This is a genomic window from Micromonospora sp. NPDC003776 (assembly GCF_053605645.1).
In genome coordinates this window covers 15,611-41,823 of sequence record NZ_JBSGJR010000006.1, presented here as the reverse complement: position 1 = coordinate 41,823, position 26,213 = coordinate 15,611, and the positions used below count along the sequence as shown (strand labels likewise).

Sequence of the window (26,213 nt, the reverse complement as noted above, 5' to 3'; positions counted from 1 at the left end):
CGCCGATCTCGGCGTCGCGGCCCACCTTTCCTGACGGTCCCTTCACCACGGCTTGACGATGGTCAAGCCGCAGATCACGGCCTACTTCCCGTTGTTCGGCACCGATTGCATGACGGTCAGCGTCATGCTGTTGTTCTTGTAGGACACCTGGAACAGGTAACCGCCCACGTTCAGGGCCCGGTTCTCGGGCAGCGCGTGGAAGGCGCCGTTGATCGAGCTACCGCTCATGATCGTGAACACGGTGCCCGGGGTCAGCTTGCCCCGCACGTCCAGGTCCAGCTCGCCGTCCAGCACCAGCTTGCCCGCCGCCCGGACGCTCGTGTAGTCCCGGTCGCCGGAGATCGTGATGGCGACGCGACCCTGCCTGCCGACGGTCACGTTCCCGCCGACGTTCAGGACGTTGCCCCCGGAGGTGCCGGTGAGCTGCGCGGCCTCGTCGGACGCGAGCCCGGGCCGCAGCACGCCGCTGGTGACGGTCACGCTGTCACCCACGTTGCCGCTGCCGCCGAGCGTGCCGCCCTTGACGTCGATCGAGCTTGCGTGCGAGCCGGTGATCGAAAGCTTGCCGCCTTCAACCGTCGTGCCGCCCTCGTAGGTGGCGTCGCCCGTCATGATCAGCGTCCCGGGGCCTTGCTTGGTCAGGGAAGCCGTGTAGAGGTTGTTGTCAATGTTGTTCTGGATGTAGGCCGCGCGTTCGTCCATCCATTCCTTGCGCCACTTGACGGCGTCCTCGTAGGTGATCTTGTCGTACAACTCGGGATGGCCGTTAGTGATAGCCTGGATGTGGGGATCACCCAAAATGCCCTGAAGCATGAAGGCCTGTTCGTCAAGCGTGCCGTCCGGCTTCAGCACGTTGGGGCTGAATTCTCCGGCGTAGGCAATGCCTTGCTTCTTGTAGCCGGCCAGCCACTCCAGATCTTCTTTTTCCCTTTCCTTGATCGCGATCTGGCTGATGTCGTTCGACCAGACGTCCAGGGGCGCTTTATCCATGTTGTAGGACATGGGGCTCAGGAGCTGGCCGGGGCCGTACATGCCCTTGGCCAAGTCGGGAATCCCCCATCCCCAGCGTTCGTCTGGAAGACCGTCGGGAGCGGTCCAGGCGATGGATTCCCCGGAGGGGGAGGTCTGCCCGGTGCCGAGGAATCTCACCCCGTCGGACATCTTGTTGTTCGCCGTGGTGAACATCAGCTCACGCACCTGCTTGGCGTCCATGTTCGGATAGCGGGAGAGCAGGACGCCCATCACTGCTGTCGCAACCGGCGTTGCCGGTGACGTGCCGTTTGAGTTCGAATAGTTGGTGTCGCCCCCGCTGCTCGTGGTCCGAACGCTGTTTGAAGGGGTAGACACGTTCCACCATTTGGCGAGCCCCGCCTCGTTATACCCGAACTGCTTTGTGTATTCGGGATTGGTCGCAGTGGGCGGTTGCACCCCGCCGACGGCTATCCACTGCTTCTCCGCCAAGGGATTGAAGAGGGGATACGCCGGGCGAAAATACGGGCTGCTCCAGTCGTTGTTGCCGGCCGACCTTGCGTTGACGGTGCCGCTGTCCTTGATGGCGTCCCAGATGGCGTCCATGAAGGAACGTCCGGGGTAGTTCGGATTGTACTGAATGCCGCCTTCCGAATAGCTCTTCTTGAAGAAGAAATACTGGTACTCCAGATCCTTCATGTACTCGTTGGGGATAATGGTCGCCATTGCCGTCGCGCTGGCGCTGTCCTTGCCAGTCAGTTGGTAAGCGTTGGCACGGTTGCCGTTGGCTCCAAGGTCGTTTCCCAAGCCGTCGTAGCGGGTTCTGTCAAGAGTCTGGACATAAGAGCCCCAACTGCTGTTGATGACCTGGGCGCCCGCGTTGACCAAGGCCTTATTGGCTGTATACCAGTACACGTAATCGTGGAAGGGGCCGTGGGACTGGCTATCGGAACCGCCAGTCTTGGCAACATACATCTTCGATCCGAAGGCGATGCCGTGCTGGTCTATACCATCGCGCATGCCGGAGGTGACCCCGAGCATGCCGGTCCCGTGCGAGTAGTCACTTGTTCTCGCCTGATCACCGGCCACAGTGAACCACTCGCCGGCAGTAAACGGGTTCGACGGGGTCGCGCCACGATACCCGTAGCCGGACGTGCCGTAGACACCCTCTCCTGTCACCGAATCGATCAGGTCGGTCTGAAATGCTTCGTGTGTAGTCCTGTAGCCCGAATCCATCATGCCCAGCGTGACGCCCTGCCCGCAGTAGCCCAGCGCATATGCGGTGGACGCGTTTACCGCGGAGAGCTGCCATGGGGAATTGACTGCTGTGCCAGGAGTCGAAGGATTATGACCCGTATAATTACCATATTCCGGCGTTTCCCAACTGGCTTTAGCGGCATCCAGTTCCCCTGGACTCGTGGCGACAAAGCCCGGGTCTTCCGGGTACGACCACTGCGTGCAGTCTTCCCGGTTCGACCACTGCGCGCTGGCCGGGCGTCCGTCGGCCCCCGACCCGGCCAGGGCGCCGGTCGCCGGCAGGCCGGCGGCCACGACCGCCAAAGCCAGCACCGAGCCGCGCCGGGCAAATTTCCCTCTTCGCATCTGCATGCTCCTCCTCCCCACACCACCCCGTCGACCAGCGGCTCGAGGTCCCTCGTCGGCATAGACACGGGCCAGTCGCCACAACGGTCGAACCGAACCTACGGACCGACGTGCGGCAGGTCATCGGACGCCTGTGGAAGATGGCCGCCGTCGGCTCCTACGCCTGTCGCACGGTCGCCGCCGGCGCTGGAACGCGAGCCGACCCGATCCGCGTTTGCGACGACCGGACCGTTGATTCACAAGCGATCGGTCACTGACAGAGCACAGCACGCGCGTTCAGGCAGCTCGTCCATGCACGCGGTGTTGTATTCCTATCCGCGGATGCGGGTCAGATCCCTGCCTCCTGGGGAGGCGCGATTGTGCCCGTCGAACTACTCGCGTGACGCCCGTGGGGCGCTGCCGAACAACCCCACGCCGCGTCGCCCCCAAGACTCAGGAGCCCTCGCCCCCGCCTGGAAGACAGTCGGCCAGAAGGGCACCGAGCGGTGGCACGACCACCGCATCCACTGGATGGGCCAGGCCCGACCTCCAGCACTGGCCGCGGATCCGCGCCATCCACACCCGATCGGCAACTGGGTCGTACACGCCACCATCGCCGGTCAGCCATTGCTGATAGCCGGAGACCTCGCTGGCTGGGCAAGCCCGACGCCGCGGACCGCAACAATGGGGGTTCGATCCTGGCTGCTGTGGCTGATCGAGGCGATGGCGGCGGTGATATCGCTGCTCGCGGCGCTGCTGATTCGCCAGTCCAAGAGAACCGGTCCGACCAGGCAGGGTCTGCCCGAGGGGCATCTCCTCGTTTCCACTGGTCCGACCCAGCGTCGGTGGTGGTAGCGGAGAGCTCGACGATCCGGATACGCGACGCCGCTGTGGTTCTGCCTGTCACGCCGCCGGCGCCGTCGCCGCGGCCCATGGTGAGGATGACGCCAGATCCGAGCGAGCCAACACCGGGGCGGGGCTGCGGTCATTGCACCAGCAGATACGAAGGCGGCGTACGCGCACCACGAGGGGTGCGAGCCGTTGCCGATGGCCGAGAAACCCTCTGGAGATCAGTTCGGCCCAGGTGCGGATCGAGGCGGCGCAGGGGTGCCCGCGGGACCCGTCGTCTCAGGATGGGCGCAGTTCTGGTCGAGCTCACGCGCGAGCGACCGGCTGGACGGCTGCGCGGGGATCGTCACGGAACTTCGATGTCGACGACCGTGTGAAACACCGTGAGGAGCAGCCCGTGCAGGGTCCTCCGCTGGTGGTCGGTCAAGCCCGCGAGCAGGTCGTCGTCCAGCGCGGCTCCGGTGCGGCGAAGTTCGTCGACCGTTGTCCGCCCCGCCGCGGTAATGGCCACCGCGCGCTTGCGTCGATCGGTCTGATCGCTGGTACGCGTGATCAGTTCGCGGGCTTCGAGGGTGTCGAAGATCGGCACGGCGTTGCGCGGGTCGACGCCGATCGCCGCACTGAGCCGTTGCTGATGTGTCTCGCCGAGTTGGTCGAGTGTCATGAGCACCCCGAAGTGGTGCGGGCTCAGGCCGCGCTCGGAGAGCAGCCGGACCCACCGACGTCTCGACTCAGCGCCGAGCCGAGCGAGCAGAAAGCCGGTACTGGACGTGAGCTTGGGCTGCTCATCGGCCTCCTCTTGCGTCATGACGCCATCGTAACCCACTATGCTCATGGAACAGGATGGTCATGATCTATGACTGTCTGGCTTGAGTGTTGAGGCTGCGGCTTCGTTTCCGAGCGGAGGAGATGATGTGAGCGTTCCTGAGGTCCTCATGGAAGGTGTCGTCTTCGGCGAGTCGCCCCGCTGGCACGACGGCAGAGTCTGGTTCTCCGACTGGGGCGCGAATCAGGTGATCGCGCTCAGCACCGACGGCAGCCACGAGGTGGCGGCGACCGTCCCCTCATTCCCCATGTGCATCGATTTCCTGCCGGACGGGCAACTGCTCGTCGTGGCCTCGACACAGCAACGGCTGCTGCGCCGTGAGCCGGACGGATCATTGGTCTGCCATGCCGACCTTTCCGGGATATCGCAGAAGCCGTGGAACGACATCGTGGTCGACGAGCGAGGCAACGCCTACGTCAACCGCATCGGGTTCGATTTTCCTGGCGGCCAGTTCGCCCCGGGCCTGATCGTGCTGGTCACCCCCGAGGGCACCGTCCGCCGGGTCGCCGACGATCTCGCGTTCCCCAACGGCATGGCGATCAGCCCGGACGGTGTCACGCTGGTCGTTGCCGAGTCGTACGCGAACCGACTCACCGCCTACGACATCGACGCCGACGGTGGCCTCAGCGGTCGGCGCGTATGGGCAGACACCCCCGGCGATCACCCCGATGGGATCTGCTTCGACGCCGAGGGCGCCGTCTGGTACGCCGACGTCGGCAACCAGCACTGCGTTCGGGTCCGCCAGGGTGGCGAGGTGCTGGCCACCGTCAGCCTCGACCGGGGTGCCTTCGCCTGCACACTAAGCCGGGACCACCACCCGCGCCTGTTCGTCGTGGGCCAGAACTGGGCCGCACCCGAGTCGTCGCCGCCCAGCGGGCGGGTCGTGGCTTTCCCGGCACCCGCGCCCGGGGCGGGTAGACCCTGACCCACCGGCGCTCGCGCCGGTTATCGTCGCTACCCGACTGGCCTGCCCGGCACCACCCCACATATAGAGGGTCGATCCGGACAACCTCGGGCGTGACCGCCGATCCAGGCCGGAAGCGGTGCCAGGCGCACAGCCGGCGGTCCACGACCACACCAACCAGGTTGTCCGCCCCGAGTAGCCGTAGTGCCGGGAGTCGTAGCTCGGCGGGTTCATTGCCTGGTCATGCTAGGTTTCTCGGTCGTGACCGTCACCCGGAGCCTTGATCTGGATCTGGGCGTCGAGCAGCGTCCGTCCGATTCTCCGTACGTCGAGCGGATCTACCGAGCCGGCGAGGTGACCGGGCCGTTGCCGGCGCGGATGCGGTCGGCCGCGAACTCCAACTGGGAGCTCGTGGTCTGGCGCCACCGGGGCGAGACGAATGTGGCGGTGCGGGGCCCCGAGACGATACCCACGGTCCTGGACCTGGCCCCGGGTGACGGCGAAACCTTCGGGATCATCTTCAAACACGGTGCGTTCCTGGCGCCCATCCCGGTGTCGGACCTGGTCGACACCGCGGTGACGAGCCCCCACACGACGGCACGCTCGTTCGTCCTGCAGGGCGACGAGTGGCAGCTACCGACCTACGACAACGCCGAGGCCTTCGTGGACCGCCTGGTCCGCGCCGGACTGCTGGTCCGCGATCCGCTGGTGACCGATGTCCTGCGTGGGGACACGACCACCTTGGTCACGCCTCGATCCGTGCAGCGTCGGGTGGTCGCGGCGACCGGGCTGACCCAGGGCACGATCCGCCAGATCGACCGGGCCAGGCATGCCGCCATTCTCTTGATCAAGGGCGCCCCTTCGATCGAGGTGGTTCAGCAGGTCGGGTACCACGACCAGCCGCACATGGCTCGATCGTTGACCCGCTTCCTCGGACTCACGGCGACCCAGCTACGACGCCCCGACCCCGACGAAGTGCTGTCGCTCCTGTACAAGACCGACACCGAGGTGCGCCCATAGCGTTGCTGTCGACGCCGGAGCCCGCCGGCACGACAGAACGTCCTGGAGCGCTGAAATGGCTTACACGCAGATCTACGTCAACCTGCCGGTCGCCGACCTGGAGGCGAGCAAGAAGGTCTACACGGCGATGGGTGGGACCATCAATCCGCAGTTCACCGACGACACCTCCGCCCAGGTGGTGTTCAACGAGGCGATCGCGGTGCAGCTGATGACACCCGAGCAGTTCGCCACGTTCACCAAGCGGCCCATTTCGCACGACGCGATCGAGGCGATCAACGCCCTCGCCGCGGGGTCGCGCGAGGAGGTCGACCGCTTCGCCGAGGCGGCGCTGGCCGCCGGCGCCACCGAGCCACGCCCGGTCCAGGACATGGGCTGGCTGTACAACCGGGCGATCGAAGACCCGGACGGCCACTGCTGGGAACTTCTTGCCTTCGACCCGAGCGCCATGGGCGAGGGCCCGACCGCCGGCCAGAACTGACCGGGCCTCGATGGGCCGTGGCGTCAGCCACGGCCCCGGGTCGCCTTCGGTGTCGTTGCCGGGGCTCGCTCACCCCCAGGGACGCATCGTCACGCGATTGAACATGATGAGCGCGTGCGATGCTGTCGTCACCGACGTTGAGCAGGCTGCCGGCAAGGCGTACGAGGGCCGGTCGCCCGCGGACTCGGCGGACTCGCCCGTGGACCCGGCGATCGTGTCGGCGGTGCGGCACGTGCTGGCGGCGATCCCCGCCGGATGCTCGTGGCTGCCGCCGTTGAGTGCGCGGCTGCCGGGGGAGTGGCCCACATCCGAGGTGCGTCCGGCGCTGCACCTGCCCAGCCCCGACGACGACACGTGCGCTGTCGCCGTCCGTCTACTGCCGTGACGCATCCCGGTGCGGACGGCATGCGGTGGACGAAGACTGACGCCGCCGCGCAGTTGTTAACGGGCGAGGTAGGCGGCAAGGCCGCCGAGTTCTTCGTTGGCGATGAACACGGACCGCACGTTGATGATGGCTTCCTCGACGTGGGTCGGGCAGCCCCACGCCGCGTCGCCCCAGGAATCGGCGATCTTGATCTCGGCCCGTGCGACGCACCCGTCGCTGCCACCGAGCTCGCACTGCTCGGGGCGGGGCCTGGCGGCCTGCGCGGCGGCGGCCGCGCGCATCCGGGCGGTCAGTTCCGCGGCGGCGGCGGCGCGCTGCTCGGCCTCGGCACGCAGTTCCCGCTCGGCGCGTACCGCTTTGGCCAGTTCGTCATGCGCTGCCTTGGCCCGTGCGTCGGCGATCGCCTTCGCCTGCTCGATGTGGTGGCGTTCGATGGCCAAGGCCGCGGTGTCGGTAAAGACCCGGGCGAGGGCGAGGTCACTGTCCTGCGGGACCCGCGGGGTGCGGTGATACATCGCGAAGGTGCCCAGCAGGCTGCCGTCAAGCGCCAGGATCGGCGTCGACCAGCAGGCGGCCAGCCGCGCCCGGCCGGCCAGATCCCGGAAGTCATCCCAGAAGGGGTCTGTGGCGATGTCGGTGACGATGACGGGTTCGCGGCGATAGGCGGCGGTGCCGCAGGAGCCGACGCCCTCACCCGTGGCGATCCCGTCGATGGCCTGATTGTAGAAGTCGGGCAGGCTGGGCGCGGCGCCGTGGCGCAGGTGCCGGCCCTCTGCGTCGGCGAGCAGGACGGAGACGAGCACCTCCTGCGGTGCGAGCTTCTCGATACAGCGGGCCATCCCGTCGAGCACCTCGGTCAGAGGTGCCTGACGAGCGATCTGCTCCAGCAGGGCCCGATGTTCGGTCATCAGCCGCTGGGCATGCTTGACCTGGGTGGTCTCCACCCCGATCACACGGATCCCGGTGACGTTGCCGTCGGCATCCCGCCGGGGCTCGTAGGTGAAGTCGAAAAACGCCTCCCGAGCGTGCGCGCCGGTGCCCAGCAGGACCCGGACGTCACGGCCGGTGTAGGCCTCGCCCGTGCGGTAAACCGTGTCCAGGAGGGTGACGAAGCCCTGATCAGATAGTTCGGGCATCAGGTCCACGAGTGGAACTCCGGTGCGAGCCCGTTCCTCGCCAATGGCGGCGAAGAACGCCCGGTTGGCGGTCTGCACCAGGTGCGTTGGCCCCGAAAGCGACGCGAAGACGGCGATGGACTGCCCGAACAATGCCTGCATGTCCTCCTCCGCTGCCTGCCAGGCAACGGGCCGCTTGGCGGCAGTCGGCTGCTGACCGGATACCGCCGTCATGTGGTTTGCCTCTCGCTGTGAGTGCGGGGGGACCGACGGCGCGCCGACCGGTGGCGGAGCCACAGCGGGTAGGAGTTGGCTGTGGCCGCCGGTGCAGTCTACCGAGGTGGCGATTCGAGCCGCCATTCGTAGCGGCGTCGACGTGGTGGTTGGCTGGATGCCTCGGCGCTGGCGAGGCCGGCCGTCGTTAGCGGTCGCCGACCGGAAGGCGACCGGATCACCGCGAGGGTGAGCGTTGCCGGGATCCGGCCGGCGACCAAGGTTCCAGAATCCGGTCAAGGTTCCCGTCAGCAGACTGTCACCGGGGTGGGCGGGCTTGCTGTCGTCTTGGTCGGCGGGGACGTCGAGCGCCAAGTACGTCCGCAGGTCCTGGGCATCGGGAGCGATTCGTCTGCCGAACTCGTGCTCAGCGTGCCGAGGCAGAACATCTTCATCGCTGCGGGATCGATCAGCCAGACCTCGCAATACCCGGGAACCTTCGGGAGGTTAGCCATGTGCCGGCGCAACTGGTTGTCGCCGAGAACCGCGACGCCCCCGGAGGTGTCCTTCATTGTCGACCCGTTCGCGGACAACGCTGCGCTGGCCAGCACGGCCGGTGCCGGCTGCCGCGGCTCACCGGCGACAGGCCGGGAACATAGGGACACCAGACGGTGGGCAGGGTGAAGACCACCTATGCCTGGGCTGACCCCTGCACCCGCCACTCCGGCGAGGGCCAGTTCGCCTGCTCACTCCGACCAGAGCACCGGGTTGAGAGGGCCGCCAGCGGCCGGCAGGCTGACAGCGCCTGCCCCGATCAGCAGGACCGCGGAGATGCCGCGACTGGTCCTCACGTCCAGCGAGCATTTTGGTCTGCCCGCTACCGGCTCGGCTGATGATCGGCCACGTGGACATGAGAAAAGCTCCGCGCTGGTGCGCGCGGCCCAGACCTTCATCGCGAGCCCGCACTGGGCTGCGATGACCAGGATGATCTCAAGCTGACGCAGCCGCAGTCTGCCGGCCGTGCTGCCGCGGACTCCGGACGTCGTCCACAACGACGCCGCCGCACACGGTGTGGCGTGGTCGTGATTCGCAACGACCGCCCGTTGACATCAGCGATCCGGACGGCCCTGGGCGCAAGCTGCAGGTACCGGCGATCCGGCTGAACCGGGCGGAGGGCTCGCGCTCGCCCACCTCCTGGAGAGCGCCATGGTGCTTCTTGACAGCGCGGGGCTACGACTGTCGTCGTGCGTGTCTGCACGGGGCCGAGTCCAGTCAGAGTGAACCGGGCCCTGCATCCGCCGGTCCGGGAGTCGCCCGCCGTGGTAACCGCACCCATCCGATCGCCGTACGCCCGGATTTGATGGCAGAAAACACTTCATCCCAGTCAACGATCCTGCTGGGTTTAAGGGCGTGAGTGGCAATCAGAAAACATCCGTCATAGGAATCCACTGCTGCCAGGAAATTGGGCCTAGCGGGCACGCGGTAGGTCTGAAAACCAATTCTTAGATCGATGGCATCCGTCAGCGGTCCGATCGTTGCCCTTGCCGCAGTCCGGCTGCTGAAGACGAACCCAGGGCCTGCGACTGTCAATCCGGCGTCCGGGAAGTGTCCGTCTGGGCGGACCCGCCACTGCCCCTCGCTGTCACGGGTCAGGTACACCCACTCGAGGCCCGGGTTCAGGATGATCACTGGAGGTGTGATTCCCACTACGACGGTCATCGTGACTGAGGTGGCGGCCCAGGTGACTGTATTGCCACCCCTCAGGACATGCAGACCGTATGGAAACCGCATATTGGCCGGGCCGCATGATGCATGGCGCAAGATCGCGTAGAGGGCTGGGAACTCCTCTACCTCCAGTTGCGGAGTGACGCCACCGAGAGGCTTGCCGCAAACCTGGCAGTCCTCCGGATGCAAATGGCAGCACGCGGCTCTGATGCCATCCTCACCGAGCACAGCGAGGACATTCCCATCGACGAGCACCTCTGAAATGCCCACGGGCACCTCCGCCGTGATCGCCCTGAGTCGAGGCTATCTACGCAAAGGGTGAGGGTCGATGAGGTGATTGGCGTGCTTTCCATGACAAACGGACGGCCCATGGCCCGCTGATCCGGTGCATTGATGCAAGGCCTCTTTAGCGGGGGCGAGAGGCGATGTTCCGCTACCGCCGAGGGTATTCGCCGAGCGCGGGCAGCCGTCGCGTGCGTCGCCTGATCGTGACGTAGCTCGTCGGTATGCAGCGGGTATGCTCAAAGTATGACTCGCCGTATCACGATCAGCCTGCCTGACGATGTGGCCGCGTACGTGGAGCGCACCCAGAGCAACACCTCTGGCTTCATCGCGGGGATCCTCCGCCGCAAGATGCGCGCCGACGACCTACGCGCCAGGTGGGCGCAGCTGGGCTACGTGGTGACCGACGAGGACGTGGAGCGGACGAGGCAACGCCTCGCCGAGCTTCCGCCGATCAGCGACGAGCAGCATGCTCGCAACCTCGAGTGGCTTCGCCAGTTCGACGACGAGGGGACCGCTGCCGCGTGAACGGCCTGGTCCTGGACACCTCCGCGCTTCTCGCCTACGCCTCGGGAACCAGCATCGAACCGGGTGCCATCCTGACCCTCGCCGAGGAGGACCCGGAGCAACAGGTGTGGGTGCCCGCCCTCTGTCTCGGGCAGGCGCAGCTTCAGCTGGCGGGCACGGCCGCCGCCACCATGCTCGACCTTCTGTTCAGCCAGGACCGGGACATCCACGTGGCCGTCTACGACGCCGCCACAAGCCGGCGCGTCGCCCGGATCGCCGCCCGAGCGAACGTGCCGCTCGACGTCGCCCACGCCGTCGCCACCGCCGTCCTCTACCGCTGTTACCTGGTCACCCGGGACGCGAAGACCCTGGCACCCGCACTGCCCTCGGGCCTGGAAATCCTCGACATCAGCGAAACCTGGGGCTGACACCTTCTCAAGCCACGCTGCTCGAACGGGCGGTGCAGCGCCGGTAGGCCTACCTAGTCGCTAATCGGCCACCGGCACCGCCGGTGGACCTTGTTGTCAAGCCCCGGGTTTGGTGGAGGGTTCATCAACGTAGCTGGGTCGGGCTAGGCTGCACGGGCCCCCGCCCCACCAGCTCGTGTCGGCACCAGCCGGTAGCCTGAAACACCGCGAGCACAACGGGAGGCAGCATGGCAGAGGATCCCCGCTCGCTGCCGGCGTTCCGCCAGATCCCGGCGGACATGTTCACCTTCACCACCACCGACCGCGCCGACCTGCACACCGCGGTCATGCAGGTCTTCGGTGACGCCCACGAGCGGCTCGTCGCCGCGCTGACCTTCGACGAGATCCTCGCCGGGCTACCCGGTGTCGGCTGGTACGAGCCGGTCGCCGACAGCGCCTTGGACTACACACTTGGAGCGTTACACAAGTACGGGCTGATCGAGCGGACACAGAACCACACCGCCCACTACGCCTCGGCGGCCGAGTACGAGCGGCGTAACCTGCACTACTCGCTCAGCCGCAAGGGCGAGGCCGCCTATGAGGCGGTGCTGCACGCGGTACAGCATCTGTCCTCGACCGGCGCCCTGCAGACCGCCGTCCTGGACGCGATCCTCGACCGGCTCGGTGAGCTGCACGACCTCCTCGCCGCCGATGCCAGCCCCGACCGTCGCGTGTACGCGGCGCTGATGGAACTGGAGGGCCACCTCGCCGGCCTGCGGGCCAGCACGAAACAGTTCAACGGCCAGTTGCAGCGGCTCCTGCGCGCCGAGGGTGCCGACCCGGCCACGTTCGCCGAGGTCAAGCAGGCCACCATCGCCTACCTGTCGGAGTTCGTCACCAACCTCGACGCCCGCCGGCACACGATCGGGGCCGCGGTGGCCCGCCTTCAGCAGCGCGGTGTCACGATCCTGCACCACCGCGCGCTGCGCGGCGCTGACCTGCCGGCCCTGCCCGGTGGCGAGGACCCCGCACCTCGCTGGCTGGAGCAGCGCGCCGCCCGGTGGGATGGCCTGTGCGCGTGGTTTCAACCCGCCGACAGCGCCAGCCCCCGTATTGATCAGCTCGCCGACGTGGCACGACGGGCGATCGTCGCGCTGATGCGGGCCCTGGAGCGCCTGACGGACAGCCGGCGGCGCGGCACCAGCACCGCCGCTGACTTCCGTGCCCTGGCCCGCTGGTTCGCCACCAGCGATTCCGACGACACCGCCCACCGGTTGTGGTCGGCGGCGTTCGGGTTGTGGCCCGCCCGGCACACCCACCTGACCCCCGACGATCCGACGGCCGTTGCGGCCACCGTCTCGTGGTGGGACGCCCCGGCAGTACCGGTGTCGCCGCTGCTGCGAACCACCGGCCAGGTGGACAAGGTCGCCCGCACCGCCCGCGTCCGTGACACTGACGAGGTGCGTCGGCTGCGCCGCGGGCGGGTGTTCGCGGAGCGGGCGGAGTTGGAACGGGCGTGGGCGCAGCTTGCCACCCCGGGACCGGTGCGGCTGTCGGCGTTCGCGCAGCTCGATCCGGGTAGCTTCGCCCGGCTGCTGGAGCTGCTGTCGCGGGCGCTGTCCGCCCCGCAGCGCGACGGTGTGCGGCAGGCGGCGACCGCCGACGGCCGCCTCGTCGTGACCCTCACCGACGTCGACGCCGCTGGGCGGGCCGTGCTGCGCACACCGCACGGTGTGCTGTCCGCCCCCGACCTGCTGGTGTCGATCAGCGAGGCTCGCCCGCCGGGGCTTCCCATCGGCCGGTCGGGTGCGGAGGTGAGCGCGTGACCATGCGCGACGCAGTGAATCGGACGGCCGCAGGGGCCTGCGCGTGAGTGACCTGCGCAGCGAACTCGACCGGGAACGGGCGACGGAGCGGGCCCAAGCGATCCGCGCGCTCCTGGCCCGCCCCCTGTTCACCCGCGACGCCGGCGCCGACTTCGCCCTCGTGGTGAGGCACCGCGCCGAGATGGTCAGCTGGTTCGACACCCACACCGGCTGGCGGCTGATCGTCGAACCCCGCGCCGGGTACGCCCGGCTTATGAAAACCTCACCCCGCCCGCCGACCGATCGGCCGGCGCGCCGCCCCCGCGGCGCGGGCACCCCTTTCGACCGGCGCCGCTACACCCTGCTCTGTATGGTGGCCGCCGAACTGCTCGGCGGGCCCGTGACCACGATCGGCATCATCGCGGAGCGGCTCGCCCACGCGTGCGCAGCCGAGCCGGACATCGCCGGTTTCGACAGCTCCCGGCACGACGACCGCCGCGCCTACGTCGATGCGCTGCTGGTGTTGGAGGAATTGGGTGTACTCACCGCCGTGGACGGCAGCACCGACTTTTACCTTCAGCAGACCGACGCCAAGGTGCTCTACCGGGTCGATGGCGGCCGACTCGTCCGGCTCCTGGCCGCCCGGCAGGCCCCGTCGCGGCTGCCAGACGGCGACATCAGCGCCTTGGTCCACGAACCGCGCTACGGCGGCGCCGACGATCCCGCCGCTGAGGTGTCCGACGAGCAGCGCAACAGGTGGCTGCGCCACTCCATCGTCCGCAAGCTCCTCGACGACCCGGTGATCTACTACGCTGACCTGTCCGACGCGCAACGCGCCTACGCCAACAGCATCACCGGTCGTCGGATGCTGCGCACCGCGGTCGCCGACGCCGGCATGATCCTCGAAGAACGCGCCGAAGGTATGTTGGCCGCCGACCCGGACGCCCTCGCGACGGACGAGAAGTTCCCGGCCGGCGGCAGCGTCGCCGGGCAGGCGGCGCTGTTGCTGCTCGACACCATCCTCGCCGCCCGCCCCGACCCCGTTGGCGAGGAGCAGCTGATCCGGCAGCTCACCGATCGGTTCACGGCCGTGCCCGGTTGGGCGCGGACCTACCGCTCCGACGGCGGACCCGACCGGCTGACCGGTGAAGCCCTTGCGCTGCTCGCCCGGTTCGGGCTCATAGACCGCCAGGGCGGGATCGTCCGAGCGCTGCCCGCCGCCGCCCGCTACGCGGTCGCCCAACCCACCGTCGTCACGCCCAGGCAAAGGAGCCGCCGGTGACCCTCCTGACCCTGCCCGCCGTCGGCGCCCCCCACCCCGAACTGCGCACCGACCGGTGGCAGCCCACCCGCGCCGGTGTCCTCAACGTCTGGCGCTACTACGACGAGGTTTTCACCTTCCACCACGGCCGGTTGCTGCTGCGCGGACCCAACGGCACCGGCAAGTCGAAAGCTTTGGAACTGCTACTGCCCTACCTGCTGGATGCGAACCTGCGCCCAGCGCGGCTGTCCACGTTCGGCGGGTCCGAACGCACCATGCACTGGAACCTCATGGGCGACGGCTACCCGCACACCACCCGAGTCGGCTACGTGTGGCTGGAGTTCGGGCACGGCGGCGACAATCAGTGGTTCACCTGCGGCGCACGGCTGGCGGCGTCGACCAACACCCGCACCGTCGACGCCACCTACTTCACCACCACACTGCGCGTGGGGGAGCCCGACGGCCTGTCCCTGGTCAAGGACGGCAACGTTCCCCTGACCCGCCAAGACCTGAACCAGGTGCTCGGCGACCAGGGCAGCGTCCACGCCGGCGCCGAGTCCTACCGGCGGGCCGTGCGGGAAACCCTGTTCCGCGGACTCAGCGAGACACAGTACGAGGCCCTGATCGCGACGCTGCTGCAACTGCGTACGCCGAAGCTGTCCGAGCACCTCAACCCCGACGCCCTGTCGGAAGTGCTCTCCAAAGCCCTGCCGCCACTGGACGCCGCCGACCTGGCCGAAATCGCCGAAGGCTTCGAGCAGCTCGACCGGCGACGCGAACGCCTCGCCCGCCTCGATGAGGAAGTCACCGCGGCCCGGCGGCTGGCCGAACGCCAGCAGCGCTACGCCCGGCGTGCCCTGCGCCGCGGCGCGGCCGACGTCATCGCCGCCACCACCCAGCTGGACAACGTCACCCGCGACGCCCGCCAACGCCGCCACGACCACGCCGTCGCCGCCGCCGAGCTGGCGCAGGTGAGCGCAGCCATCACCGCCAACGAACGCGAACAAACCGTCACCGAGGAACGCATCGGCGGGCTCCGCGACAGCGACGCCTACCGAGAGGGCCGCCAGCTCGACGACCTACGGCGCGAGGCCGCCGCCGCCCAGCGAACCGCCGCCGGCGCCCGCAAAACGGCAGACAACCGACGCGCCGAGGCGGCCCGCGCCGCCGAACACGCCGCGCGCCTCTCCGACCAGGTCGCCGCCACCGCCGCCCAAACCAGCAGATCCTGGCGAGACACCACCGCCGCAGCGCTCGCCGCCGGAATGGCCACCCTGATCGAACCCGTCGCCGCGGACACCACCGAGCGGGCCCGGCGCCTCCTGCAGGGCATGATCCGCGGCCGTGAGGAAGAAATAGCCGCCGTCAGCGCCGCGATAACCATCCACCAGCGGGCAGTCGCCGACCGCGACCGTGCCCAGGAAAGGCGAGAACGACGAACCCGAGAACGCGACGCCGCCAACACCACACTGCGGCAGCTCACCCGTAGCTACGACGACGAGATGGCCGCCCTGCGTGACCGCGTCACCGCATGGGCGTCGACGTGTGAGGTGCTGCCCATCGCCAACCGGGCAGGCGAACTAGCGGACCTGGCAGGCGACGAAACCACCCTCGGTGCCCTGCTCAGCGAACTGGCAGCCACCGTCCGCGAACAGCTCGCCGCAGCCCAGGCCACACAGCAGACCCGCGACACCGAACTGCGCCAACGGCGACAACCCCTCGCGGGGCAGCTGGCAGAGCTGTCCACCACCGCAACCCCCGAGCCGGCACCGCCGCCGCGGCGCACCGCACCCCGCCAGGAACGGCCCGGCGGTCCGCTCTGGCGGCTGGTCGACTGGCGCGGCGACGTACCACCCCCGGTACAGACCGCCGTGGAAGCTGCCCTGGAGGCGTCCGGCCTGCTCGACGCCTGGATCTGGCCCGACGGGTCCGTGACGTCCGACCGCCGCGGCCACGACACCTACCTCGCCGCCGCCACCACCCTGCGCGCACCCCACGAATCCCTGCTCGCCATTCTCGCCCCCGACGAGCGCGCGCCCGTACCGGCACCGCTGGTCGCCGCCGCGCTCGCCAGCGTGGCATTCGGACCGGCGCCACCCCACCACGTCGCCGCCATCGGCGCCGACGGAAGCTGGCGACTCGGTCCGCTCTACGGCAACGCCAGCAAACCAGATGTCGAGTACCTGGGCGCAGCAGCCCGGGAACACAACCGACGCCGCCAGATCGACGAGCTGAACAGGCAGATCGAAGACCTCGACGGCGAACGCGCCCGGATCAGCGACACCATCCGGCACCTGACCCAGCGGCGCGACACCCTGCAGATGGAGCTTGCGGCGCTGCCCGACCACCGTCCGGTCGCGCGCGCGGCCGAACAGGTCAGCCGCGCCGAGCTGAAACTCGCCAGCACACAAGACCTCCTCGACGAGGCCAGCCGCGAAGTAGCCGCCGCTGACGACGCCGCGCGGGCCGCGCTGCGGGAACTGACGCTCGTCGGCTCCCGCCACGGCCTCCCCACCGCCGCCGCGGACCTCGACCGCCTCACCGGCGCGTTGCGGACGCTGCGGCAGGCAGCCGACGGCTGGTTGACCGACCGCGACCGTGAGGAAAACACCGCAGCGCGGCGCGACGACGCCCGCGACACAGCGAATCGCGCTGCCACCCTCGCCGAGGAAGAAGGAGCCCGCGCCGAGACTGTCGAGGACATCGCCGCTGGTCTCGCGGCCCGGCTCGAGGCGGTGGAACGCACCGTCGGTGTCGAGTACCGGGCAGTGCTCGATCAGGTGCACCAGCTGCGCAACCACATGGAAAACCTCAAACGCGACCTGCGAGCCCTACGCCCCCGCCACGACACTCTCATCGGCCAACTGCACGACCTCAACGCCCGCGCCGAACGAGCCGAACAAGATCGCGACCAAGCCAGCGCTGTCCGCGACACCGCAACCGCTCAGCTGACCCGACTCGCCGACCTCCTCGGCCCCGACGCGGCCCTCACCACCGACCTGTCCAGTGTCGGCGCCGTCACCGCGACCCTGCACACCGCGCGACAGCTCGCCGAGGAAATCGGCAACCTCGCCCACGGCCCCCGCCACCTGCGCCAGGACGAAGGCGAACTGGGCAACGTCCTACACGTCATCACCGCGTCGCTGGCCGGATACGCCGACCTGGCCATGACTCCTGACGAGCAGTGCGACGTCCAGGTCGTCACCGCCACCGTCGACGGCCTGCCCACCACCCCCACCGCCCTTGTACAGCGACTCGAGGCCGAACGCGACGACATGCGTGCCCACCTCACCGAAGAGGAACGCCAACTGTTCGACCGCACCCTCACCGGAGACACCCGCCGCCACGTCGCCCTGCGCATCCGCCAAGCCGCCGACCTCGTCCGCGACACCAGCACCCAACTCGAACAAGTCCGCACCGTGTCCGGCCTCGGCGTCCGACTGATCTGGGAAGTCAACACCGACCTCGACCCACGCCTACGGAAAGCCCGAGAACTCCTCCTGCAAGACCCCGCGCTACTGACCGACACCCAACGCGCCGCACTGCACGACTTCTTCCGCACCCGCATCGACGACATCCGCAATACCGGCTCCACCGACGGCTGGGAACAGCAGCTCAGCGAAGCCCTCGACTACCGACGCTGGCACCGCTTCGTCGTGCAGATCCGCTCCACCACCGGCGAATGGTCACCCGTCACCCGCCGCCAGCACGGCGCCAAATCCGGCGGCGAAAAGGCCATCGTGCTGCACCTGCCACTGTTCGCCGCAGCCGGAGCCCACTACCGGGCCGCACCCTCCGCGCCCCGACTGATCCTCCTCGACGAAGTCTTCGTCGGCGTCGACCAAACCAACCGAGGACAACTGATGGGCGTCCTGAAAGCCCTCGACCTCGACCTGCTACTCACCTCGGACCAAGAATGGTGCACCTACGCCGAAGTCGACGGCATCGCCATCCACCAACTGATCGCTGGCACAGAAGACGGCGACGACGCGGTCACCACCGCCCGCTTCGTCTGGACCGGCCACGACATCCTCGCCGACGAACGATGAGCGCCACCCGATTCGACCGCCCCGAACTCGCACCATTGTGGGCCGAAGCCCGACGCCGGTTCGAAGCCACCGACGGCCCGGTCAACCGGATACGACTGCACGGCCTGCAACCGCAGGAACGGGCCGCAATCGCAGACCTCCTCGGCCTCGCCTACACCCCCGATTCAGAAATGACCGTGCCACTGCGCACGCTCGACACGCTCCTGCATGTCGCCACCGGACTGGACACCAGAGGACTGGTGGAGGCCATCGGCGGCCCGATCACCAGCCGGGCCAGCGAGCGCCGCCAACGCGCTGCCGAACGCGAAGACCTGTGGCAATGGGCACAGCAACACCCCACTGTCGCCGCAGAGCCAGCCCTGATCACGTGGCTCCAGCGCATCCGCGCCGGCGGCCTACCCGCAGGTGACACCTCCGCCACCCGCCGCCTGCTGGAACAGGCATTCGACATCCTTGCCGCCCTGCCCGCGGCCGGAGAGCCCCTGCCGGTACTGGCCGCCCAGCTCACCGGCAACTCTCACGCCCTCGACGACGACAGCCGACTCGGCAAACTCATCCTCCGGGCCCTGGCGACCCTGCACGGCGACGAGCCACCCACCGACGCAGAAGGCCGCCGGCAGCTGTGGGAACGCTTCGGCGTCGCCTGTGATGAACTGTCGACCAACGTCCTGGTCGCCGGGATGCGACCCATCGGCGACGGCCCACTCACGCAAGGCCTACGCACTTGGGCAGACGCCGGCCAAGCAACCCTGGTCACCCTCGCCCAACTCCGCCACCATCCCGTAGGCCAGCTCCACGGGCCGGTTTTCGTCGTTGAGAACCCCTCGGTCGTGGCAGTTGCGCTGCGTCGCTTCGGGCCCGCCTGCCCACCCCTGGTCTGCACCGCAGGCTGGCCCAGCACCGCTGCGATCATGCTGCTACGCGACATCGCCGCGACCGGCGCGCAGTTGCGGTATCACGGAGACTTCGACGGCGACGGGCTACGAATCGCCGCCCACGTGATGACCAAGACGAACGCGCAGGCCTGGCTGCTTCACGCAGACGACTACCTGCAAGCGGTTCCCGTCGAGGGCCCACCGGTAGGCCGAGTCGACAATACGCCGTGGAACCCACAGCTGGCGAGGGCAGTCCGCGCACATGGCGTCGCGCTGCTCGAAGAGGTGGTGGTGGAATCCCTGCTCGCCGACATGAGCCGCCAGATCCGCACGCCCGCAGATTACTGAGCTGATTCCTCGTCGGCGACGTCAACCGCAAGTTGTGGGCGTATCGGTGTAGCACGCCGGTCGCCACGTGACAGCGGGACGTGTACTCTCCGCTGACCCCATGCGGCGTCTCTCTACACCCCGGCTGTGCCTGCCCACCTGATCCATGGCGCAGGATGGACCCGTCACGACCTTGGGCTTGTGGCGTGGGCAAGACATACCCGGCCACCCTGCAGTACGCCGCAGGACGCGTGGTTGAGGCCGCGGCCTGGGTGGCGAGGGCGAATGGCGCCATTCCGGCGGCGACCGCGACGGCCGACCCGCTGAACGAGCCGCCGGGGGCGCGGCCGAGATCGTGCGGATTTCCGGTGGGACGGGGGTGAAGTAGGCGAATTCGGTTGTCACGGTCTTGCCGGCCACGATGGCGCAGGCGGCCTTGAGCCGCTACACAACCCAGGCGTCGCGGGCCGCGACCCGGCTACGGCGCACCGTCGCTGGTGCTTCGCCCGGCGCGCCGCGTACGAAAACAGGTGACGGCCGATGTCGGCGCCACGAAAAATATTGACATCCATATGTGGATAGCGATAAGCCTCCCATTGACGGCCGTGCGCCGCGATACGGCGGAGCGGGCAGGTGAGAGGAGTGGGCCATGTCAAGAATCCAACGGTGGCTGGCGGTCATGGTGGTGAACTGCCTCGTGCTGCTCGGAGTTCCCGCATCCGCCTGGTCGAGCCCGTCCGGCGGAGTGTCCACCGCGATCGCCGCCGCCGCGAAGCGGTTCGACGTACCAGCGCCGCTACTCACCGCGATCTGCTATCTCGAGGGCCGGTTCGGTGATCACGGCGGCACGCCGAGCGTCGACGGCGGATACGGCTGTATGCACCTGGTCCACAACGACCACGGGGACAGCCTCGACCGAGCGGCTCGGCTGCTCGGCATGCCCGTGGCGCGGGTGCGATCCGACCTGGCGGTCAACATCGCCGGCGGCGCCGCGGTGCTGCGCGACGAGGCTCGCCGACTGGGCCTCACGCCCCGCGGGCTGGCCGACTGGTACGCCCCGCTGGCCGGGTACAGTCAGGCGCGCACCCGCAGTGTTGCCGTCGATTACGCGGACGTCGTCTACCAGTTGCTGGCGACCGGTGTGAGCGCCAGAGCGCAGACCGGCGAGATGATCCGGCTCTCGCCGGTGCACGTTCGACCGAACCGGTCGGTGACAGCGCAACTGCCCGCGCTGGCGGCTCTGCCGGCCGGCTGCACCTCCGACACCAACGTGGACTACCCCGGCGCGATCAACTGCATCGTGCCGACGAGCTACGACTGCAACACGTTCAGCCCCTGCACCTACGCCGGCGCCAACCGTCCCAACGATCTCCCGATCAAGTTCGTCACCGTGCACGACATCGAGGGGACCGCGACCGACGCGATCAACGTCTTCTGGGACCGGAACAGCCAGGTCAGCATGCAGTACATCGTCGACAGCGACGGCACGGTCTATCAGACGCTAAGGGAGAAGGACATTCCTTACCAAGCCGGCAACTACTGGTACAACGAGCGGGCCGTCGGCATCGAACACACCGGTTACGACGCCACCGGCTACCAGTGGTACAACGCCACCGAGTACCTCGGTTCCGCCAAGCTTGTCGCGTACCTGCTGACCAAGTACGGCATACCGCTGGACCACGACCACGTGATGAGCCACGGCACCACACCGTCGCCCACCCTCGGCTCGTCGCCCAATCACGTCGACCCCGGCCCGTACTGGCTGTGGAGCTACTACCTCGGCCTGATCAACCAGCAGGGTGTGCCGTTCCCGACCGGCACCGGCCCGGCCGGAGTGATCACCCTGAAGCCGGCCAGTGACCAGCAGCCGCTCGGGCCCGGTGGCACCGAGACGCAGGACAACTTCAACTTCTTCTACCTGTACACCGGGCCGTCCACCGCCTACGGGAAGGTACCCCGCAAGGGCAGCGCCACGGACATCACCGACGTGACCGACAACGTCGAACCGGCCATCAGCTACTACACGTTGCAGCACGTCACCGACCCGGCCGGCTCCGGCTACGAGATGTACCAGGTGTGGTACGGGGAAATGACATCCACCAGCAGCTACTCGGCGACCGGCACCCTGGCCTGGCTGGCCGTACCACCGGGCGCAGCGGTTCCGGGCCGCGGTTCGGTGGTCACGCTCGGCGCGGCCAAAAACAAGGCGGCCACTGTCTACGGACGGCCCACCGCATCACGGACCTACGCCATCGGCAGTTCGCCGAGCGGGTCGCAGTACGTATCGCCGTACACGACGGTTGAGTCCGGGGTGCTGTGGTACTGCATCAACTTCAACCACCGCCAGGTCTGGGTGCCGGCGAGCAGCGTCACCGCCGTCCAGACCGGCTGAGCCGTCACCGCCCGCGTCCCGCGGCCGCAATCCGCCGCCCCATCGGGAGCGCCCTGGTGGGGCGGCGGTCAGGTCGCCGCGAGCAGCGCCATGATGTTCTTCGTCGGTGACGTTCGGCCCGGTCGGCTGACCGCCGACCGCACCGTCACGCAGCACCAGGACGCGGTCGCAGGAACCGACAAGTTGCTCCAGGTCGGAGGAGATCAGCATGACCGCCAGCCCGTCCACCGCGAGATGCGCTGAGTACCCGAACAGGAGCTGTTCTGACCATTCCCGCCCGAATGCTGCCTCGACCGAGTGCCCGGGCAATCATCGACTCGGGCGCGGTCCCGAACTGTTCGGGCCGTCGGGCTCGACCACTCGGAAGCGTTCGGCAACGACGAGAGTGTCATCATCGATAACCGGGGTGCGGCCCAGGAACTCGCTCACGCCCTTGCTCCGGAAGAACTCTTCGTGGGCTGCCCGCCACTGTGCCACGTCTGCGTAGCCGCGCCCCTCGGCGCGCGCGAAGTCGTCGTCGATCTCCTTCATGGCAACGATGCGCACGTCGACGACCTCGATCGTGACGGCCGGGCGACCTTCGGAGTCGAGCACTGAGAATCGCTGACCGGTTGTCGGTACTGCCTCTCCGGCGTGTTCATAGATCTCCAAAAGGCCCGTGAGCGCCGTCTTCTGGCCCCCCAGGATTGCCGCCACACCACGGTCGCGTTCCGGACCGGGGAAGGCGAGTTCAAGAGTCGGAATCTCGTCATGTTCCCCGTGGTGAGAGCTCAACCTCTCAAGCTCCCTCACGAGTTGTGCGGTGTGTGGTGCGTGGATGCCGTGCCGTTCGGCTGCCCGGAGCAGGGCGCCGCCGATCGCGTCGAGTTCGAGCGGGCGCCCTGCCTCCGCGTCGCGCTGCATGGACGACCTGCTCGCGGCGGGGAAGGCGTCGTACCGCGCGAGGATCTGGGTGGCATCTGTCTGCGCTCCGCAGGCACGGCCGACCGCGGTGGTCTCATCAACCAGGGCGGCCAGCTCCTCGCCTCGCTCGGTGCGAATGTCGCCGATGGGTAGCTGGTGGCGGGTGGTGAGCAAGGCGAACGGGGCCAGGAAGGCCAACTTGGTCCACAGCGCGGTGTTCTCATCCGGTAGGACGCGTGTGTCGGCGCCGGCGGAGGTGAGCAGTGCGGCGAGTTCGGCGAGACGGTCCTGCGGGCCGGCCAGGTCGATCTCGGTGAAGGGGCTGCTGTGTTCGATCACGCCGGGGGCGGAGCGGGTGGACTCGACGCGGATCACGGCCGGGACCACACGCTGCGCGCCGTAGCGATCCCGCAGGGCGTCCACGTGCTCGACGCCGTTGAGGAGCGGCAGCAGCAGAGCGTCATCCAGGTGGTGGGCGGGGATTCGCTGGAGTGCCGCGTCGAGCGCGGTGTTTTTGACCGTCACCACGCAGAGGTCGACCGGCTCGCGCAGGGCGGTGTCCGCTTCCACCTGGGCGGTGAAGGTTCCGAACTGGGCGCTGCGCACGTTGATCCCGTTGCGGCGTAGGGAGCTTGCGGTTTCCTCGCCGGCGATGCAGATCACGCGGTGGCCGGCACGCGAGAGCAGCGCTGCGAGCAGGCCGCCGACCCCTCCGGGGCCGAGCACGGCCACCGTCGTGGGGGACGGCGGAGAGTCGCTGGCGCTGTCGACGGACGCGGGGTGAGGCACGGTTGGTTCCTCTCAGCTCGGTGGGATGGCAGCCGCCCCGGTTGTCTCCTGCCTTTCAAGACGGTCGTCGGAAGGCGGGACGGGGTTGCCGCCGTAGGCCCGCGATGATCTTTGGTGAGGACCAACAGGCAAGTCAATCCTCGGGTTTGCTTATGAAACCCCCAGCCAGAGCTTGGGTGAACAGGGCGTTACCGTGGCCGGCGTGCCGATGACCTTCGACGACCTGCGCGTGTTCGTGGCGGTCTGCCAGGCGGGAAGCTTGAGCGCCGTTGCCCGCGACCTGTCCTGCACCCAGTCCGCGGTGAGCCAGCACGTCAAACGGCTGGAACGCACGACCGGGGTGCGGCTGTTGGAACGCAGGGCGCGCGGTGTGGTGCCCACCCCGGAGGGCCTGGTGCTTCAGGTTGCGGCGAGGGAGGGGATCGTCGGGCTGGACCTGGCCCTGCGCCGACTCGGCGAACTCGCGCGCGGCGAAGCCGGATCGGTCCGCGTGACAACGGGTGCGACGACGGTGCGGCACTTCATGTCCGAGGCGGTCGTCGACTTCCGCGCGCGGCACCCCCGGGCGAGCCTGGAGTTCCGGACGGAGACCGCCTCGCGCAGCTGCTTCGACGCGCTCGCGGCGGGCACGGTCGATCTGGCCTGGGTGACCATCGGCCGTCCGGCACCGGGCATCGAGCAGAGCACGGTCGTGGAACTGCCGTGGGTCCTTGCGGTACGGTCCGACGACCCGCTCGCCGTGCGGGGACCGGTGACAGCCGCAGATCTCGTCGGCATCAGGCACATCCGCCTCCCAGCGAACTCCTCCTCCCGGGCCCACCTGGACACCGCCCTGGCGCGCTTGGGTATCGATCCGACGTCCGACACCGGCGTCGCTGACTGGGACACGGCCATCCTGCTGGCCGGGCTCGGTGTCGGGCACGCCGTCGTCCCCGCTCTGCCCGGACAGGTCGCCGCGGCCGCGCCGGACAGCCCGGTGCGGTTCCTGCCGCTGCCGGACCTGCCGCCGCTGCCGGTCGGCTGGGCGGTCCGCCGCTGGGACGCGCTGACCCCGCTCGCCCGCGCCTTCGCCGACATGGTCCGGCAGCGCTGCTCGGCCAACCACGAGGCAGCCGACGGGCCCGGTCGGGAGCCGGGAGCCATTGCCGCGCCACGGCGGCTGGGTTGACCTTGATCAGTGGGGCCGGCTACGCCGGTGCTCCGGCCTGGCGGCGTCGGCGGTAGGCCGCGGAGCGGTCCTTGCTGCCGCAAGCCGCACTTGAGCACCAGCGGCGGCGGCCGGGGCGGCTGGTGTCGACACACAGCAACGCGCATTCGGGGCTGTCGCGCTCCCGGATGCGTTCGGCGAGGGCGCCGGTGAACAGGTCGATGGCGTCACAGGCGACCGTGTTCAGGGCGGCCGCCTCCGCGTCGGTGGCCGGGACGGTGAGCCGTGCCGCCCCGCGTCGCAGCACCGGGACCAGCGGCGCGGTTGCTGCGGCGGCGTTGATGAGAGCTTCGGCGGCCTCCGCCGCGAGGTTTCCGGCGATCAGGGCCTTTGCGCAACGGTGGACCGCCTCGCGCACGGTACGGGCCGTGTCGTGCCCGGTCGGGGTGACGGTGACGGTGTCGTCGAGTAGGTAGGCCCACCTCGCGGTGCCAGCGGGATCCGAAATGCCAAGGCGCGACACACTGTCATCCGCGCGCCTACGTCTGGGTATCGCCACCGTAGTCAGCCGGCCGTGCTCCCTGACGCACGATAGCGGCCGAAGCGTGCGCTCGATTGACCTAAAGCCCGGTTGAGCTTGGATAGTGGTCGTCGATCGAGAGAACGGAGTTACTCGGATGGACCCCACCGCGGCGATCCGCCTCGCTCGTCCCAGTAGTGACTTGGCGGCGGCTGAACGGTTCTACGTTCAAGGGCTCGGATTGCATGTGCTCTACCGTGCGGTCGCCGAGTCTTCCGACGAGCATGACCTGGTCATGCTCGGCTGGCCACAGGCATTTTGGCATCTCGAACTTGTCGGAGGGCCCAACCTGAAGGTCTCACCGTCACCGACAGCCGAAGACCTGCTCGTGCTGTATCTGTCCGCGCCGGTCGATGAGTCCTTGGTCGCAAGGCTCGAAAAGGCCGGCGGCCGGCGGATCGCTCAAGGCGTGTACTGGGACCGATGGGGTGTGACGGTGCAGGACCCCGACGGATATCGGCTTGTCCTGTCCAGCCGCGCCTGGTCCAACGCCACGTAGTCAACCGCACGGCAGATTCTCGACAGAAGGACGCCGAGCGGCTCGCCCCGTGGGTGATGTTCCGTCGGCCGCTGCGCCCCAAAGCCCTCGAACTCGCCGGCTCCCTGACCCGCCATCCGGTCTGGCTCACCCCCGGCGAGAAGCAGAGGGTTGAGCTGACCATCGACCCTGCGTCGTCGAACCATCCACTCTTCATCTGGAACTCCGTCGCGGACGACGGCCGACGGTGACTACCAAATCTACGTCGGCGTCAGCCAACGCGACGCTGACGCGCCCGGACGGTCGTAGACCCGAAAGCCGCGGCGCCACCGCAGCCGGCCCTCGG

At 68.5% G+C, this 26,213-nt stretch carries 22 protein-coding genes and 1 pseudogene; 16 read left to right on the top strand and 7 right to left on the bottom strand.

The annotated features are described in order from the left end of the window. Window positions 1–81: 81 nt before the first annotated feature. Entirely contained in the window at window positions 82–2,577 is a 2,496-nt protein-coding gene (locus ACWEVO_RS01230; RefSeq protein ID WP_452305550.1) for a S8 family serine peptidase, read from the bottom strand. 285 nt (window positions 2,578–2,862) lie between these two features. Here ACWEVO_RS01230 and ACWEVO_RS01225 point away from each other — a divergent pair, with 285 nt between their 5' ends. Continuing rightward, window positions 2,863–3,405, top strand: a complete 543-nt coding sequence (locus tag ACWEVO_RS01225; protein ID WP_452305549.1) for a hypothetical protein — start codon at window positions 2,863–2,865, stop codon at window positions 3,403–3,405. A 340-nt stretch (window positions 3,406–3,745) separates the two neighbouring features. Here ACWEVO_RS01225 and ACWEVO_RS01220 read toward each other — a convergent pair whose 3' ends face one another. Continuing rightward, complete coding sequence (locus tag ACWEVO_RS01220; RefSeq protein ID WP_452305548.1) at window positions 3,746–4,207, bottom strand: MarR family winged helix-turn-helix transcriptional regulator; 462 nt, start codon at window positions 4,205–4,207, stop codon at window positions 3,746–3,748. A 106-nt stretch (window positions 4,208–4,313) separates the two neighbouring features. Between ACWEVO_RS01220 and ACWEVO_RS01215 the strand changes: the two genes are divergently transcribed. The 4 genes from ACWEVO_RS01215 to ACWEVO_RS01200 all read left to right on the top strand — a co-directional run bounded on the left by ACWEVO_RS01215 (window position 4,314) and on the right by ACWEVO_RS01200 (window position 7,012). Beyond that, window positions 4,314–5,150 carry an SMP-30/gluconolactonase/LRE family protein gene (locus ACWEVO_RS01215; protein ID WP_452305547.1) on the top strand — a complete coding sequence of 279 codons (837 nt, stop codon included), beginning with the start codon at window positions 4,314–4,316 and terminating at the stop codon, window positions 5,148–5,150. 240 nt (window positions 5,151–5,390) lie between these two features. Beyond that, a complete protein-coding gene (locus ACWEVO_RS01210) occupies window positions 5,391–6,149 on the top strand; it encodes a helix-turn-helix domain-containing protein (RefSeq protein WP_452305546.1) in 759 nt (252 codons plus the stop codon). 55 nt (window positions 6,150–6,204) lie between these two features. Continuing rightward, the gene (locus ACWEVO_RS01205; RefSeq protein WP_452305545.1) at window positions 6,205–6,627 is read left to right on the top strand and encodes a VOC family protein; all 423 of its coding nucleotides are present in this window, start codon (window positions 6,205–6,207) and stop codon (window positions 6,625–6,627) included. A 10-nt stretch (window positions 6,628–6,637) separates the two neighbouring features. Then, window positions 6,638–7,012 carry a hypothetical protein gene (locus ACWEVO_RS01200; RefSeq protein ID WP_452305544.1) on the top strand — a complete coding sequence of 125 codons (375 nt, stop codon included), beginning with the start codon at window positions 6,638–6,640 and terminating at the stop codon, window positions 7,010–7,012. Between the two features lie 56 nt (window positions 7,013–7,068). Here the strand turns inward: ACWEVO_RS01200 and ACWEVO_RS01195 are convergent, their stop codons facing one another. Continuing rightward, entirely contained in the window at window positions 7,069–8,361 is a 1,293-nt protein-coding gene (locus ACWEVO_RS01195; RefSeq protein ID WP_452305543.1) for a GAF domain-containing protein, read from the bottom strand. Window positions 8,362–9,612: 1,251 nt separating this feature from the next. Continuing rightward, entirely contained in the window at window positions 9,613–10,335 is a 723-nt protein-coding gene (locus tag ACWEVO_RS01190; protein WP_452305542.1) for a hypothetical protein, read from the bottom strand. 258 nt (window positions 10,336–10,593) lie between these two features. On the opposite strand from ACWEVO_RS01190, the gene ACWEVO_RS01185 reads away from it, so the two are divergent. The 6 genes from ACWEVO_RS01185 (at window position 10,594) to ACWEVO_RS01160 (ending at window position 19,599) form a co-directional block, all read left to right on the top strand. Beyond that, window positions 10,594–10,875, top strand: a complete 282-nt coding sequence (locus ACWEVO_RS01185; RefSeq protein ID WP_452305541.1) for a hypothetical protein — start codon at window positions 10,594–10,596, stop codon at window positions 10,873–10,875. Then, complete coding sequence (locus ACWEVO_RS01180) at window positions 10,872–11,282, top strand: hypothetical protein (RefSeq protein WP_452305540.1); 411 nt, start codon at window positions 10,872–10,874, stop codon at window positions 11,280–11,282. The genes ACWEVO_RS01185 and ACWEVO_RS01180 overlap by 4 nt, the downstream gene beginning before the upstream one ends. 227 nt (window positions 11,283–11,509) lie before the next feature. Continuing rightward, entirely contained in the window at window positions 11,510–13,087 is a 1,578-nt protein-coding gene (locus ACWEVO_RS01175; RefSeq protein WP_452305539.1) for a TIGR02677 family protein, read from the top strand. A gap of 43 nt (window positions 13,088–13,130) precedes the next feature. After that, entirely contained in the window at window positions 13,131–14,348 is a 1,218-nt protein-coding gene (locus tag ACWEVO_RS01170; RefSeq protein WP_452305538.1) for a TIGR02678 family protein, read from the top strand. After that, entirely contained in the window at window positions 14,345–18,376 is a 4,032-nt protein-coding gene (locus ACWEVO_RS01165; RefSeq protein WP_452305537.1) for a TIGR02680 family protein, read from the top strand. The genes ACWEVO_RS01170 and ACWEVO_RS01165 overlap by 4 nt, the downstream gene beginning before the upstream one ends. Continuing rightward, entirely contained in the window at window positions 18,373–19,599 is a 1,227-nt protein-coding gene (locus tag ACWEVO_RS01160; protein WP_452305536.1) for a TIGR02679 family protein, read from the top strand. The genes ACWEVO_RS01165 and ACWEVO_RS01160 overlap by 4 nt, the downstream gene beginning before the upstream one ends. Window positions 19,600–19,810: 211 nt before the next feature. Here the strand turns inward: ACWEVO_RS01160 and ACWEVO_RS01155 are convergent. Further along, window positions 19,811–19,972, bottom strand: a pseudogene (locus tag ACWEVO_RS01155) (amidase family protein); the annotation flags it as partial. 255 nt (window positions 19,973–20,227) lie between these two features. Here ACWEVO_RS01155 and ACWEVO_RS01150 point away from each other — a divergent pair. Next, window positions 20,228–21,970: an N-acetylmuramoyl-L-alanine amidase gene (locus tag ACWEVO_RS01150; RefSeq protein WP_452305535.1), complete on the top strand. Its 1,743-nt coding sequence runs from the start codon at window positions 20,228–20,230 to the stop codon at window positions 21,968–21,970. A gap of 90 nt (window positions 21,971–22,060) precedes the next feature. Continuing rightward, complete coding sequence (locus tag ACWEVO_RS01145) at window positions 22,061–22,213, top strand: hypothetical protein (protein WP_452305534.1); 153 nt, start codon at window positions 22,061–22,063, stop codon at window positions 22,211–22,213. 66 nt (window positions 22,214–22,279) lie between these two features. On the opposite strand, the gene ACWEVO_RS01140 is transcribed toward ACWEVO_RS01145, so the two are convergent. Continuing rightward, a complete protein-coding gene (locus ACWEVO_RS01140) occupies window positions 22,280–23,605 on the bottom strand; it encodes a 2-dehydropantoate 2-reductase (RefSeq protein ID WP_452305533.1) in 1,326 nt (441 codons plus the stop codon). A gap of 265 nt (window positions 23,606–23,870) precedes the next feature. Here ACWEVO_RS01140 and ACWEVO_RS01135 point away from each other — a divergent pair, with 265 nt between their 5' ends. Beyond that, window positions 23,871–24,830: a LysR family transcriptional regulator gene (locus tag ACWEVO_RS01135; protein WP_452305551.1), complete on the top strand. Its 960-nt coding sequence runs from the start codon at window positions 23,871–23,873 to the stop codon at window positions 24,828–24,830. 19 nt (window positions 24,831–24,849) lie between these two features. Here the strand turns inward: ACWEVO_RS01135 and ACWEVO_RS01130 are convergent, their stop codons facing one another. Next, the gene (locus ACWEVO_RS01130; protein WP_452305532.1) at window positions 24,850–25,368 is read right to left on the bottom strand and encodes an ABATE domain-containing protein; all 519 of its coding nucleotides are present in this window, start codon (window positions 25,366–25,368) and stop codon (window positions 24,850–24,852) included. 118 nt (window positions 25,369–25,486) lie between these two features. Here ACWEVO_RS01130 and ACWEVO_RS01125 point away from each other — a divergent pair, with 118 nt between their 5' ends. After that, window positions 25,487–25,888, top strand: a complete 402-nt coding sequence (locus tag ACWEVO_RS01125; protein WP_452305531.1) for a VOC family protein — start codon at window positions 25,487–25,489, stop codon at window positions 25,886–25,888. 56 nt (window positions 25,889–25,944) lie between these two features. Then, entirely contained in the window at window positions 25,945–26,118 is a 174-nt protein-coding gene (locus ACWEVO_RS01120; protein WP_452305530.1) for a hypothetical protein, read from the top strand. Window positions 26,119–26,213 lie beyond the last annotated feature (95 nt).

Coding starts and splice junctions, on each gene's coding strand:
- ACWEVO_RS01230 (WP_452305550.1), bottom strand. CDS start 2,577: ATGCAGATGCGAAGAGGGAAATTTGCCCGGCGCGGCTCGGTGCTGGCT.
- ACWEVO_RS01225 (WP_452305549.1), top strand. CDS start 2,863: ATGCACGCGGTGTTGTATTCCTATCCGCGGATGCGGGTCAGATCCCTG.
- ACWEVO_RS01220 (WP_452305548.1), bottom strand. CDS start 4,207: ATGACGCAAGAGGAGGCCGATGAGCAGCCCAAGCTCACGTCCAGTACC.
- ACWEVO_RS01205 (WP_452305545.1), top strand. CDS start 6,205: ATGGCTTACACGCAGATCTACGTCAACCTGCCGGTCGCCGACCTGGAG.
- ACWEVO_RS01200 (WP_452305544.1), top strand. CDS start 6,638: ATGGGCCGTGGCGTCAGCCACGGCCCCGGGTCGCCTTCGGTGTCGTTG.
- ACWEVO_RS01195 (WP_452305543.1), bottom strand. CDS start 8,361: ATGACGGCGGTATCCGGTCAGCAGCCGACTGCCGCCAAGCGGCCCGTT.
- ACWEVO_RS01185 (WP_452305541.1), top strand. CDS start 10,594: ATGACTCGCCGTATCACGATCAGCCTGCCTGACGATGTGGCCGCGTAC.
- ACWEVO_RS01175 (WP_452305539.1), top strand. CDS start 11,510: ATGGCAGAGGATCCCCGCTCGCTGCCGGCGTTCCGCCAGATCCCGGCG.
- ACWEVO_RS01160 (WP_452305536.1), top strand. CDS start 18,373: ATGAGCGCCACCCGATTCGACCGCCCCGAACTCGCACCATTGTGGGCC.
- ACWEVO_RS01150 (WP_452305535.1), top strand. CDS start 20,228: ATGTCAAGAATCCAACGGTGGCTGGCGGTCATGGTGGTGAACTGCCTC.
- ACWEVO_RS01145 (WP_452305534.1), top strand. CDS start 22,061: ATGATGTTCTTCGTCGGTGACGTTCGGCCCGGTCGGCTGACCGCCGAC.
- ACWEVO_RS01135 (WP_452305551.1), top strand. CDS start 23,871: ATGACCTTCGACGACCTGCGCGTGTTCGTGGCGGTCTGCCAGGCGGGA.
- ACWEVO_RS01125 (WP_452305531.1), top strand. CDS start 25,487: ATGGACCCCACCGCGGCGATCCGCCTCGCTCGTCCCAGTAGTGACTTG.
- ACWEVO_RS01120 (WP_452305530.1), top strand. CDS start 25,945: ATGTTCCGTCGGCCGCTGCGCCCCAAAGCCCTCGAACTCGCCGGCTCC.